Raw genomic sequence first — 13,830 nt, forward strand, 5'->3', positions numbered from 1 at the left:
ACTCAGTAGCGAGCCAAGTACCGATGCACTGGCAGCGCCCATCGCGCCCGCTCCGCAACTCTGCCCGGCTGCCGACGCGCCAGCACAACCTACGATTGCATGGAGCGCTGCGCGTGCTGTCTCCGCTTCGGGGGTGCCCTTGCCGAGCGAATCGGCGAGTTCCTTTACCTGACTCGCTGCCAATCCTTGCAGATACCCAACGGCGGCGCTTTGTACAAACTGGGCACTTGATCCGGTAACATTTCCGCTGGCCGCCGCCGTCAGGGCAGTCATTACCCGGCGATACGTGCCACCTTGACCCCATGTCGCTAAATCGTCGGCCTGGTGCTGTAGATCCGCCAAGGTTTCAGGCGAGACCGTGGGGTCTTTCGCCGCAGCGTCCACCGCCTTCTTGGCCGCCTCGGCTTCAGCCGCTCGGTTGTTCAGGAATACTCCAGCTTCGCGCTGCAGCGCACCTACGATCTGGAAGTCCGCCTTGATTTCGTTTGCATCGAAGATGGGACTCAGGGAGTTCGCGGTGTTCGTTGTGTCCCGATTAATGCTTGCAACGGTCTCAGCGGCGCTTTGTCCACTGAGTTGCTGTTGCTTGGCGTCGTTGCGGATCGTAATGCTGCCGGCACTGATGCCACTTTGTGTGGTGCTGCTTGCACTGCCCGACGCCGCGGCCACCATGGGTGGCGCGAACGAGAAGCCTTGACCACCACCTTCGGTGGTCGGTAAGTCAGTACCCGGTACTGCACCCGAACCCGCCGTGGCCGCCTCCCCACTCTGCTTGACGCCCACCCCGGATTTGCCAGTATCACCCCCGAATGAAAAGCCGCCGCCGATACCAATGCTGCTGGCGCTGTAGTGCGCATGATTCTCGATATTGCTTACGGTCAGCGTATCGGTCGACAGATTGTTCTTGTCCGCGCTACCTCCTGCAACTACCGCGCCCTTCAGGTCCGTATTGCCCGCGACGTCCACTTGGTATCCACCGCTACCGGCCCGGATCGCAGACTGCTCTCCGACGCTGGCAAAGTCGCTGTTCATCTTCTGCTGGCTGACGCTGGCACTGCCCGAAAAGCCGATGCCCGCTGTCACGCTGCCGCTAGCCGACTGGTCTTTGCTGTGATAGGTGCTGGTGTCCTGCAGGCTCTCGACGTTCAGATTGCCGCCGATATTTGCCACCACCTGATTGCCGGACGCCACCGCACCGCGGATATTTGTGTCGCCCCCGGATTCAATCGTGAGTGTGTTACCTGCCGTCGCATGGCTGTTGGTCCATGTCACATCGTTTCCATCAGCGTTACCGCGGGCTGCCGCGGCATTGGCCGTCACGCCAAAGCTGAAACCCTTGGATCCCAAGGTGATGCCAACACCAACGCCGCCAGAAATGCTCTTGCTACTGCTGTGCTGCTCCGCCGTGTTGGCCGCGGCTTCCAGGTTGACCGCATTGTCGGCCTTCAGCAGCAGATCATTACCGGCGTGGAGATCGCTACCCCCAACATTGATGTTGCTGTTCTGGCCATCTCCGGTTGCCCGGATGCTAAGGTTGCCGCCGGCATTGACCTTGCTGCCAACTGCCGTCGTGCTACTTTGCGTCTGCGTGCTGTCGCTCTTGGAGCCGCCCACCGTGATACTTAATGTGATGCCGCCCGCCGCTTGAGGATCCTTGCTGACTGCGTCATAGGCATTCTTTCCCGCAAGGCCAGTGGCTACTCCGGCGAGCGCCTTCATGCGCGGGTCACTGGTCTGGCTCTGCGCCTGGGCCATCTGAGACGCCGTTTGAACAGCGGCCAGGATCGGATTGGAGACTGCAATGGTCAAGCCGCTTTGCTTGAAGTGCGTTTCCTGATTGGACTGCCACGAGTCCATCGCCGAGCCAATGTCGACCGATTTAGCTCGAATATCGACATCCCCCTGCAGCGCCGTGACGATACTGCCCGTTTGCGAATACCCTTCTCCCGCGCTCAGATCGACGTTGCCGCTAACGCTCCCGACCGTCGACCCAGTGTGTGTCGTAGATTGCTCAGTCTGTTTCTGAGTAACCTGCTGTTTGCCGAAGGTCACTGATGCACCACCGCCAGAGAACATCCCGGATGTCCGCGTTTCCTGTGATGTGGTGCTGGAAGCCGTATCCTCCGATGCGGCGATGATGAGGTTACGATCAGCGTGCAAGACAACATCGTTGCTGCCCGCGACGTTAGACCCAGAGACGATCAGGTCTCGCCCCGAACTCGCAGAGACACTGTCGGCCGACACCAGCGAGCCCACCGCCAGCGTCTGTTGCTGACTGGCTTCCTTGGTGGTCTGCACCTTTGACAGAAAGCCCGACTTGCTGGTTTGGGACCAACTATGAGAGGAATGCTGCTCGGTGACTGTGCCAATCGTGACATCACCCGTCGCAGCTAGCTTGGCTGAGCCTCCACCACCGTTCTCGTCGCCCGTGGTCACCGACGAGCCCAGGATGGCGAGGTTACCCTTGCCATCCCCCTCGGAAGAAACAGGCGTGATGCCGTTTGCCTGCAAGATGGTTGCTGCTGCCGCTTGCCCGGCGCCAAGCGCAACGTTCTCGCCTGCCCTCACCGAACTTCCCCGCGCCCCCTCGTCATAACTCGACTGCGTAAACTGCGAAGCCTTGTTGCTGAACGCGCCTGCCTCTTGCGTGCGTGAATCCATCGCCGCAGTCACTGTGGTATTGCGACCCGCCACGAGGGCGGCGTCGCCGCCAGCGTCGATCATGGAGCCCGTCAGCATGGCGTCCCGTCCGGCGACGGCGGTTACGCTGCCTCCGGATTGCACCGTGCTGCCCTGGTTCACAACAGTCTGATCTCGCAGGTAATCCTTCCCGCCATGCGCGGTCGCATCCTGTGTGGTGCCGAGTTGCACCGTGCCGATGTTCAGATCCCTGCCAGCGGCGAGCAGCGCGTTGTTGCCCGCATCCACGGCGCCACCGGCCATGCTGATGTCCCGGCCGGCCAGCAGGGCGACGTTGTTCGAACCCGCGATTGTGGCCACGGCACCCACGCCCGTCGCGCTCGCGCTATTGCCGTTGGCCAACGTTGTGGTGTTCGTGATCGTCTGCGATGCGTTGACGATGTCTCGCCCTGCAGAGACCACGACGTCTTCTCCGCCGATCCGTCCGCCGAGGTTGCGCACATCCTGCGTCGCCTTGACGACCGTGGTGCCGGTGCCGCCGATATTGCCGCGATTGACGATGTCGGTGCCCACGACTTGCGTGGCGATGTCGCCCACGATGGAGCCGCTGTTGGCAACTGTCCCGGTGGCATTGATGGCAACCGATCCACCGGCGACGAGGGCACCGGTTGCGTTCAGATCTACGCCGCTACCCTGCGCGAGATACACCTTCGGTACGAGAACCGATTGCGTAGTGCCATCAGGCAGTGTCACGTCCTGCGAGACCATCCAGACCATGTCGGTCGTGAGCTGCAGCATCTGCTCGTCGGTCAGGCCCACGCCGGGGGTCAGACCGAAGGACTTGCCATACGTCACGCCGTTGTTCATCAGCGCTTTGTATTCCTCGAGCTGATCGCCATAGCCTTCGAGGAAGGTCTTGCCCGTCAATTGCGTGACCTGGTCGCGAATGAGTTTCTGCTCGTAGAAGCCATCTCCAAGACGCTTCTGGGTCTTCTGCGGATCGAGGCCCAGTGCGTCGAGCATGTAGTCGCTCGAAATAAAGCGCGTGTACTGCGTGAAACGGGAGTCTGTCGCGACGAGGTAGGTGTCACCCGGCGCCGTGCGGAAGGTATAGAGACCGTTGCTCGGCAGGCGCAGATTGGGAATGCCACCCTTTGCAGTGCCTAACGTCTGGGGCGGGCGCTGGCCGGTAGCGCCGGACACTGCGCCCGTGCCGTTGGTGCTACCTGTGGCCGCTGCGGCCTGCGTGCCAGTGCCACCGCCACCGGTGATGGAGGCACCCGTTACTGCAGCGCCTACGGTGTTGACCGATGCGACGGTGACGTTCTGCGCCGTGGTCTGCACGGTCTGGTTGCCCGTGGCAATGGCTGGCAGAGCGGCAGTCGTCGTAGATGCTTGCGGGGCGCTCGGGAATGCCACCTCCTCCCATTTCTGGCTGCTGCCTGTGCGCTGATGCCAGTAGAACGTGGAGGTGTCCTGCGTGGTGACCGTTTGCTGCAGTACGGTGCCCACATCCTGGATCGAGCCATTGGCTGCCACGCGCACGAGGTTGCCGCCAGCCGCCATCGTCGAGGATTGGTTCAGGATGCTGCCATTGTTGCTGTTGATACGAATATTGCCGCCGGCCTGAATCTTGGCGGGGTCCGATGCACTGACGAGTTGATCGGTCGCCGTCATCGTGACGGTCGTGCGGGAGATCTCGTTGAAGTCTGTACCGAAGTTGGCCTGACGAACTTCGTCGGGGCGAATATGAATGTTGGGGTCCCAGTCTGGCCAGAAGGTGATGCTGTAGGTGGTGCCGTTATCCTGGATGGCCTGGTAGTACTGCGTGGGGCGGGTGGCGATGGGGCGTGAGCAGATGCCCGTGTCGACGTCGCAGTTGTCGCCGGGCATAGCCGTCGTGTATTCCTCGATAGGCGACTTAGCAAACGACAATGTCTTGTTAGACGCATCCAGATTCGTGACGGTTGCCTTGTCTACGGTCACGGTGATCGGCGCTCGTAAGGCGTTTGTTTGCGGTGTGCTAACCGGTGCGCCTTCTGCGTACCATGTCCAACCGGGAAACGTAATGCTGGCGTGAAAATTCTGATCGAAACCCGTCAACCCCGCCTGCCACAACACCAGCGTCTTCACCGCCGTCTGCACCGGCGTTCCCGCCGTTGTCACGATGTTCGTGCGCGTGTTCTGCACCTGATTGGCCGCGATATCGATATCGCCGTCCGCTTCGATCGTGGCGGATCGATTGATCAGTGTGTTCGTCTGATTGGCAAGTAGCCCCGAGTTGGGATCGCGCGTGCCGTCTCGTGCGATCTGCAGGTTGCCCGCGCTGTAGAGCGTGGCGCCGTCGAGGTTCTGCACCGAATTGCTCGCGTACAGGTTCAGGTTCTGGACGGACGCCATCAGCGCCGAAGCACCGTTGTTGACGATGTCCGTACCACGCACCGTGACGTTATTGCCGATGACCGTGCCGGTGTTCGATACCGTGGCTGCGCTGGCTTGTACCGTATCGCCCTCGATGCGCCCTGCATTCGCGAGCAGATTGCCAGCGGCGATGGTCGTGCTACCCGATGCGATGCTGGCACCGGCGGCGTTGACGATGTTCGCACCGGACAGATCCAATGCGCCAGCGGCAGCGAGACTCGCGGTATTGGTCAGCGTGCCGCTGGTGGAAAGCTTCAGCGTGCCGTTGGCGCGCAACTGGTTGGACGCGTCGTTGGTGTAGTCGCCAGCCAGATTCAGCGTCAGGTTTCTGCCTGCGAGGAAGGTGCCGCTGCCTCCGAGCGCACCCGTCATGGCGATGTCCTGATTCGCCTTGACCGCACCGCCGAGGTTGGACATCGACAACAAGCCGAGGCGGATGCCTGTGCCGCCGAGCACCTGACCGCCTGCGTTGTCGAGCGTTGCACCCGCCTGATCGAACGTCACGTCCTGGCCGTATAGCGTACCGCCGCGATTCTCAAGCCGATTGGTGACTTGCAGATCCAGCGCGCCGCCAGCGGCCACTTGTGCCGCCGTCGTGCCGTTTGCGTTGTTGGTGAAGGTCTGCGCGGCAATGGAGACGTCACCGTTGCCGCCGATGCGCCCCGCTGTGTTCGTCAGCGAACTGGTCGCCTTGACGGTGGTGCTGCCTGTGCCCGCATTGAGCAGCGCGCCACGGGAGTTGTCGATGCCGGTGGCGGAAATGCTCACCTCGCCGTCCGAGCCATTCGCAGCGAGCGTGCCATCCACGTTGGTGACGGCGCCGGTTGCCACGATGCCCAGATCACCCTTGGTTTGCGCTGATCCAGAGGTGTTATCCACACTGCCGCCCGACGCAATCGACAAGCCGTCGTTCCCGTAGAGGCTGCCCTGCCGGTTGTTCAGTGTGCCGCTCGTGATTGCTGACAACGCACCCTGCGCGGAGATCGTGCCGCTGTTGTTGTCGAGCGTGACCGCCTTGGCTTGCAGCGTGCCGTTGGTCTGGATCGTCCCTGTGTTGTTGGAGAGCGCACCCTGGCTTATGACATCAAGCGTGCCGCTTCCCGCATGAGACACGGTGCCACCATCGTTGATCAACGATGCGCCTGCGATGTCGAGGTCGACACCGTTCGCAACGATGCTCCCGCTGGTGTTATCGAGTTGACCGCCTGCAGTTACGGACGTGGCCGTGTCGCCGTACTGCTTGATCGTGCCACTACGATTGGACAGGCTGCCCGTGGTGCTGATTGTCACGCGGTCGCCATCGATGTGGCCGCCAGCATTGTCCAGCGATGCACTCTGCAAAGTCGTCGTAGCGGCCGATATCGTGCCGCCTGCGTTGGTCAGTGTGCCGTCGGCTTCCAGCGACAACGATGCCCCTGCAAGCAACGTCGCATTCGTGTTATCCACCGCGCCATGCGAGCCAAGCGTCAGGGCCTTGCCAGCCGAAACGGCTCCGCCTGCGCCAAGGAACGAGCCGAGCTGCGCCTGCAATGTGCCATTCGTCTCGATGGCACCGTTCACATTGCGCGCCGTGCCTTGCACCGTCGCCGTTAGCGTGCCGGCACCAGCGTGGGACAACTTGCCGGTGTCGTTGATCAGGCTACCCGCTTCGAGCGTCAGATTCTTGCCATTCGCAGCGACTGTGCCGCCCGTGTTGTCGAGCTTCCCGCCGGCCGCAATGATGGCATCGGTCTGCCCGTATTGCTTGATGCTTCCGCCCTGATTGACGACATCGCCAGTCGCCTTGATTGCGAGGGCATCGCTTTCAATCTGGCCTGCCGTGTTGTCGAGCGACGCGGCGGTGAGCGTCACCGCGCCGCCAGTGACCGAACCCTGACGATTGCTACCGGCCCCCGAAACGTTGGCACTCAGCGCGCCACCCGCGCTCAGCAATCCCGCATCGTTGGCGAGCGCAGCCGCATGAATGGCGAGATCGCCCTGTGCCGTGACCTGTCCGCGCGTATTGTCGAGCGCGCCTGCAGTGGTTGCGGACAGATGCGTCCCCGCATTCACCGTTGCGCCCGAGAGGTCGAGGTTGCCCGCGATGGCCGATAGATTCATCGCACCATTGGCGACCGTCTGACTGCCAGCAAGATTGACGCTGCTGCCCGTGATATCGACGTTGCCGGTGGCCAGGTTGCTGCCGGTCGCGGAAGCTGCCCCCAACGTGCTGATGGTCAGGTCACCTGTCCCGGCAGGCTTGCCGTCGGGACCCATGCCCGCCGCAAGAGTGCCTGTGGAATTCAACTGCCCTGCACGAATGCCGACCGATTGCTGTGCGACGAGCGTGCCGCGATTGTCCAAAGCAGCGTCGCTGTCCAGCCCGATATTGCCGCGCGCATACGTCGTGCCGCTGTTGTCCACGCCATCACGCGCGGATGCCGCAAGATTGCCCGTGGCGCTGGTTTGGCCTGCGAGCACGAGCTTGCCCTGTGCGGTCAGTGTCAGGTCTCCGGCCTGTGCGGCCAGCACGCCGCGATTGGAAACCCCGACACCCAATTCGGTGGATGCCAGCAAGATCTTGTTGGCGTACATGCCGCCCAGTTCGCTCACATCGATGCCCACTGCCGACGCTGCGCCACTGGGTGCAATGGCACTGGTCGCCAACGTCCCGTAGTCGACCTGGTTCGCCCCGGCCACCACATTGAGCCGGTTCGCATAGAGCGCTGCATTGGCCTTTACCGCCCGCGCGATGAGGTCCACCTGATCGACACTCGCCGCATTGAGCCCTGCGCCCTCGACATTGATCTGCCCGCCCGAAACGCGGAATGCATCAAGACTGCCGCTGCCGCCATAGATTGGCGTCCCGGTGGTCAGGGTGACGCGGCTGGTGTTGATAAAGCCCGCACCGTCCACGAGCAGCCCGTTCGGATTGGCGATCACTACATCGGCGCGCTGCCCAGCCACTTCGAGATAGCCCCGCAGTTGGCTCGGCGACGTGCTGTTGACCTGGTTGACGATGATGCGCGCCGCGCCGCCCGGCAGCAGGTTCGGATTCCCGTTGATGTAGCCGGCTTGCTGCGTGTTCGTGATGACCGGGGAATTGTTGAGAATCGCGCCGGGCCGATTGACATCGAATTGGCTGTACTGATTGACCGAGACACCTGCGCCGGAAGGGCGCGTGATGTTGACCTGCGGCAGGCCATTGGCGGTCTGAATCACGCCCGGTCGATTGGCGCCTGCATTCGGATCGCCCACGATCTGCGCGCTGGCGATGATCGGCAAACCCAGACCGATACCGATGGCCAGTTGAATCGCCGAGATGGCCATCCACGAAACATCGGGACGGGAAGCGGCCGAGCCACTGGCGGAAGCAGCGGCTGTCTTGCCTGTGCCCGTGCTGCTGGCGGTTTCGGCAACAGCCATGAGCATGGCGCGCGCGCGATTGAAGACGATGCGATAACGAAGACGATTCATAGCGACCCGGATTGCTGGCGTGTCTGGTGGTCACGCGCTGCAACGGCTGCTACCAAGGGCTAAGAACCTCTTCGTACGTGCAACTCCAGCTGTAACCTTTTGTAACGACACTGTGTGGGCTGGAGAGTAAGTCAACGTAGCGAGCGCTCGACACCCTACTTTCTGGCTATGGCTTGTGAGCCAACCCACAAAATGACTACGCCCGCAATCATTTAAAACCCGCCAGGCCAGCCCGTACAACGGCTTGCGGGCGATAGTCGCACGGAGCGGCATCGCCGATCTCTTAAGATTTGATGCGAAGATGGTTTGCTTAATAACAACGATTGGACGCACTTTCGCCCGTCATTCCGCTCGTCCTATACTGCATCCATTCTTCACCCTTCACTGAATCATGGAATTTGCACCCGGTATCAGCCAGCTCGCTGGATTGCTCTCCGACCCAGGCCGGGCGGCCATGTTGTGGGCGTTGATGGATGGCAGTGCGCGGCCGGCGGGGGAGTTGGCGTTGATTGCGGGGTTGTCGGCGTCGTCGACGAGCGGGCATCTGTCGCGGTTGTCCGAGGGTGGGTTGCTGGTGGTGGAGACGCGCGGGCGGAATCGCTATTACCGGCTGGCGACGCCCGAGATCGGGGTGGCCATCGAGGCGCTGGCTACGGCTTCGCTGGCCAGTCAGCCGCCGCGGATGCGGGCCGTGCCGGTGTCGCGCACGGCGCCGCCCGCCCTTCGGCAGGCGCGGACCTGTTATGACCACCTCGCCGGGGAACTTGCGGTAGGGCTTTTCGAACGAATGTCGCAGGCGGGATGGTTCGCGGTGGCGGGTTCGTCAGTGGATCTGACTGAGGACGGTACGCAGGCGATGACGCAGCTTGGCATCGACCTGGCTGCCGCGCGGCGCAAGCGGCGGCAGTTTGCCTGCACCTGTCCTGACTGGAGTGAGCGCAAACCCCATCTGGGCGGTGCGCTTGGAGCGGCGATGTTGCAGGTGCTGCTGGCGCGGGGCTGGGTGGAACCCACCGCAACCTCGCGAGCGCTGCGTGTGACGCCGAGCGGACATCCAGAGATCGAAAAAGTGGCGGCTACCATCTAGAATGACGCCCGAAACACGCGCCAAGAAGGAGGCAGCATATGGCAATTGAACTGGAAGACGACGCGCAGGACGCAATCAGCCGCCTGTTCGCATTGATCAATCTCGGCGATACGCAGCAGACCACGCGCCATCTGGCACTGTTCGAGGAAGCGCTGGAAGATTCCGAGGAAGACGAGGCCGACGGCGACGCCCTGCTCTACCAGATCAAGGAAGTGATCGACTGGGAAGCCGGCTTCTATGTCGATTGGAAGGATGCCGAGTCATTCATCGGCTGCCTGAACCAGTTGTGCGAGCGCATGGACCTGGAAATCAACTGGGGCACCGACGATACCGAGGACGAGGACTTCCTGGAGGGCACGAGCGTGCCTGAACTGATGGAACTGGTGACCGATCAATTGCGCGTGGCCGGCTACACGCTGTGGAACTGGGACACCGGCGGCGACGCGTACGCCGGGTTTATCACCCGCAGCGAAGACGACGACGAGATGCTGGAGATCGCCGAAACGCTCGCACTGGACGTGCGCACCGGCGACCAGCCTTACTAAGGGTGTAGCGAGCGCCAGTCCCTCGCGTTAGCCCAGCGTCAAGACGGCGGGGGCCGCGTTTGCGCCGGCTTCCGCCAGCAGCATGGGCTCCGCCGATTCTGCCGCTGCGGCATCCGAACGCAGCACAGGGCGGCGGGCCGCTTCCGGTACGCCCAGCGTTTCCTCCAGCGCGTTGAGGAACGCCCGCACACTGGCTGGCATGAGCTTGCGCGCCGGCATCAGCACGTACACCTTCAACGGCGACGACGCATAGGCAGGCAGCACGCGCACCAGTTGCCCCTGCAGCAATTGCTCGTGCACGAAACGCGGCGAGAGTCGCGTTACGCCGAGTCCGTCGACGGCAGCCTTGAGCCGGACTTCCGCGTTGTGCGTGCAGATACGCGGCACCACATCCATCGAGAATGTTTCCACGCGGTCGCGCAGAAACTCCCAGTGCGTGTCATCGAGATTCCCCACAGTCGGCCAGCCCTGCAGGTCCTGCGGCGTCCGCGGCAAACCCCGTTCGCGGATCAGCGACGGCGCGGCGTAAAACGCGCGGTCGATCAACACCACGCGCTTGCTGGCAAACGAACTGTCGTGCAGGTTCGTGTCGGTCATCACGAAAGCCAGGTCATAGCCATGGCGAACCAGATCGGGCTGGTCCCAACTGACGTCCAACTGCACGCGCAGCGACGGATGCTGCTTCAGCAGCCGGTTCAGCGTGGGCGACAGATGCTGCGAACCCACTTCGTACGGCGTGGCAATCCGGATAGTGCCGCTGACTTCGTCGCTGAACGAGGCGGCTTCGGCACTGATCTCGCGCAGCGCGCCGAACAGGGGTGCAACGCGTTCATAGAGTTGCTGCCCGCGCTGCGTCACACGCACACGGCGCGTGGTGCGCTCGAACAGGCGTGCGCCGAGTTGGCCTTCCAGCCGCGCCACCGCGGCACTGGCCGACGACTTGGGGACTTCAGCCAGCTCCGCACCCTGTGTGAAGCCGCCGCCTTCCACCACTCGGCAGAAGATTTCCCAGTCCTTCCAGTCGCTCGTTTTCATCTGACACCTTATTCGTAGTATTTCTCCGGGAAAACCCTAGCCCGGCGGGCGATTGTCCCACACTACGAACAATGATGAAGTCCACGCTCTTAGTGTGGACATTACGGGACGATGACATCGGGGTGACATTCACTGTAGCTGCGATGTACTCGGCGCATGCCGTCCACCGGGAAAGCGATGACATGAAACGTGTCTCATTCCGGAATACGATGCGAGACATCGCCCGAATGGGTAAATCGGAGGAGTCATTCATGTACAAGTTCGCAGCCTTTGCCCTCGCTGGCCTGTTCTCCTCGGCAGCGTTCGCTGGCGCCAACTGCGCCAAGCACCCCAAGGCCGAATGGATGCCGGAGGCTGATGCCAAGGCCAAGATCGCGGCCCAGGGCTACAACATCAAGAAGTTCAAGGTAGACGGCAACTGCTACGAGATCTACGGCACCACCAAGGACGGCAAGAAGGCCGAGATTTATTTCGACACGAAGACGCTCGACATCGTGAAATCGGAAATCGAGAAGTAAGCATGTCCACGCCGGCGGATCGCATGGCGCGGTCCGATACGCTCGCCGTCTGGGATCTGGCCGTCCGCTTCACGCACTGGAGCGTGGCGGCCATCGTCCTGTTCGATATCGTCGATGACTCCGGCGACCGCCTGCACCGTGTGCTGGGCTATGTGGCGGCCGGATTGGTACTGTTTCGGATTCTCTGGGGATTCGTCGGCACCGAGCACGCGCGCTTTGGTGCCTGGCTGCCCCGTCCGGCTGGTGTGCTGCTTTATGCCCGGGCATTGCTGCGTGGCCGCGCGCCGCGCCATCTCAGCCACACGCCGCTCGGCGCCGTGATGATGCTCGCCATATGGGCGCTGATCCTTGGCCTCGCCGTCACGGGATGGATGTCCCGGCTTGATCCGTTCTGGGGCGAGGACTGGCCCATCGACATCCATCGATGGATGTCGAACACGCTGCTCGGGCTGGTCGTCGTCCACGTGATCGCGGCCATCGCCATGAGCCTCAAGCTGCGTGAGAACCTCATAGCGGCGATGCTCACCGGCCGCAAGCGTCGCGCGTCGGATCGTTGATATCGCTCAATGGACATAGCCGAAATCTTAAAACCTGTGGCATAGTGCCTCACGTTGTCCCGTGATATCGGGAGAGCCCGTGCCAGTCCGACTCGATCCGACAGGCAGCACGGCGCCGAAGGAGCAACCGCCCCGGAAACTCTCAGGCAAAAGGACCGATATCGCCAATGCACTCTGAAGAACCACGGCTCTCACGTCGGCCGCTGGTACCGAAGGAGCAAGCGATGTGTGCCGTCCTCCGCGACCGGCGCCGCGCGAATCTCTCAGGTCAAGGACAGAGGGGGCGTCTATCCGCGCATGGGGCGCGGTGGACTGCCATCCCTTGACGTCCTCGCGACCTTCTCATGAAAACCATTGCAGTGATCGGCGGCGGTATTACCGGCGTCACGACCGCTTACGCCCTCGCCAAGCGCGGATTCTCCGTCACGCTCTTCGAACGCCATCGCTATGCGGCCATGGAGACATCGTTCGCCAATGGCGGACAGCTATCGGCATCGAACGCCGAAGTCTGGACGCACTGGTCCACGCTCGTTAAGGGTGTGAAGTGGATGCTCCGCAACGATGCGCCGCTGCTGGTCAACCCGCGCCCTACGTGGCACAAGTTGAGCTGGTTCGCCGAGTTCATCGCGTCGATGCCGCACTATCGCAGCAACACCGTGGAGACGGCGCGGCTTGCCATTGCCGCACGCCAGCACCTGTTTGCCTGGGCGGATGCGGAAGGTATCGATTTCGATCTGAAGCGGCGCGGCATCCTGCATATCTATCGCAACAAGTCGGGGTTCGATCATGCCGGGCGCGTGTCGACGCTGCTGGCCGAAGGCGGACTGGAGCGGCGCGCGGTCACGCCTGCGGAGATGCGCGATATCGAGCCGACGCTGGCCGGCAAGTTCTACGGTGGGTACTACACCGAGAGCGATGCCACCGGCGATATCCACAAGTTCACCAGTGGGCTCGCGGCGGCCGTGCAGCGGCTGGGCGTGACGACGCTATACAACCAGGACGTGCGCACGCTATCGACCACAGGCCGACGCGTCACCGTGGTATCCGCCGAAGACGGTCTGCCCTCATCGCGCGAGTTCGACGGCATCGTGGTGTGCGCTGGCGTGGCGAGCCGCACCTTTGCGCAGCAGCTTGGCGATCGCGTGAACATCTATCCGGTGAAGGGGTACTCGATCACGGTCAACCTGAACGATGCCGAGAGCCAGGCCGGCGCGCCTGTTGTGAGCCTGCTCGATGATGAAACCAAACTGGTCACTAGCCGGCTGGGTGTCGATCGTTTTCGGGTGGCGGGCACGGCGGAGTTCAATGGCATCAATCGCGATATCCGCGCCGATCGCATTCGTCCGCTGATCGACTGGGTGCACGCATGTTTTCCTGCGGTGAGCACACGCAGCGTCGTGCCCTGGGCCGGGCTGCGCCCGATGATGCCGAACATGATGCCGCGCATGGGCAGGGGTCATGCGGCCAATGTGTTTTACAACACGGGGCATGGGCATCTGGGATGGACGCTGTCAGCGGTGACCGCCGAGATGGTGGGAGATGTGGTGCGGGGGGCTGGGGCTGAGGTGGTA

The 13,830-nt window shown here is 62.4% G+C and carries 7 protein-coding genes and 1 riboswitch; of the genes, 5 read left to right on the forward strand and 2 right to left on the reverse strand.

Features of this window, described 5'->3' with window-relative positions; genetic code table 11:
- The coding region (locus tag FFS21_RS30355; RefSeq protein WP_137928376.1) for a hemagglutinin repeat-containing protein at positions 1 to 8,517 on the reverse strand (8,517 nt) is incomplete at its 3' end.
- Positions 8,518 to 8,908: 391 nt separating this feature from the next.
- Between FFS21_RS30355 and FFS21_RS30360 the strand changes: the two genes are divergently transcribed.
- Positions 8,909 to 9,604, forward strand: coding sequence for an ArsR/SmtB family transcription factor (locus FFS21_RS30360; protein ID WP_137928377.1), 696 nt, complete (start codon positions 8,909 to 8,911; stop codon positions 9,602 to 9,604).
- Positions 9,605 to 9,642: 38 nt separating this feature from the next.
- The gene (locus FFS21_RS30365; protein WP_137928378.1) at positions 9,643 to 10,149 is read left to right on the forward strand and encodes a DUF6630 family protein; all 507 of its coding nucleotides are present in this window, start codon (positions 9,643 to 9,645) and stop codon (positions 10,147 to 10,149) included.
- 27 nt (positions 10,150 to 10,176) lie between these two features.
- Here FFS21_RS30365 and FFS21_RS30370 read toward each other — a convergent pair whose 3' ends face one another.
- Positions 10,177 to 11,184, reverse strand: a complete 1,008-nt coding sequence (locus FFS21_RS30370) for a LysR family transcriptional regulator (RefSeq protein ID WP_237380681.1) — start codon at positions 11,182 to 11,184, stop codon at positions 10,177 to 10,179.
- 251 nt (positions 11,185 to 11,435) lie between these two features.
- On the opposite strand from FFS21_RS30370, the gene FFS21_RS30375 reads away from it, so the two are divergent.
- The 3 genes from FFS21_RS30375 to FFS21_RS30385 form a co-directional block, all read left to right on the forward strand.
- On the forward strand, positions 11,436 to 11,702 hold the full coding sequence (locus tag FFS21_RS30375; RefSeq protein ID WP_137928379.1) for a PepSY domain-containing protein: 267 nt from the start codon (positions 11,436 to 11,438) through the stop codon (positions 11,700 to 11,702).
- 2 nt (positions 11,703 to 11,704) lie between these two features.
- Positions 11,705 to 12,259: a cytochrome b/b6 domain-containing protein gene (locus FFS21_RS30380; RefSeq protein WP_502705214.1), complete on the forward strand. Its 555-nt coding sequence runs from the start codon at positions 11,705 to 11,707 to the stop codon at positions 12,257 to 12,259.
- 58 nt (positions 12,260 to 12,317) lie between these two features.
- A riboswitch (glycine riboswitch) is annotated at positions 12,318 to 12,427 on the forward strand.
- 176 nt (positions 12,428 to 12,603) lie between these two features.
- A partial coding sequence (locus FFS21_RS30385) for a D-amino acid dehydrogenase (protein ID WP_137928380.1) occupies positions 12,604 to 13,830 on the forward strand: 1,227 nt, incomplete at its 3' end.

This window comes from Cupriavidus sp. 2SB (assembly GCF_005503625.1).
Lineage (GTDB): Bacteria > Pseudomonadota > Gammaproteobacteria > Burkholderiales > Burkholderiaceae > Cupriavidus.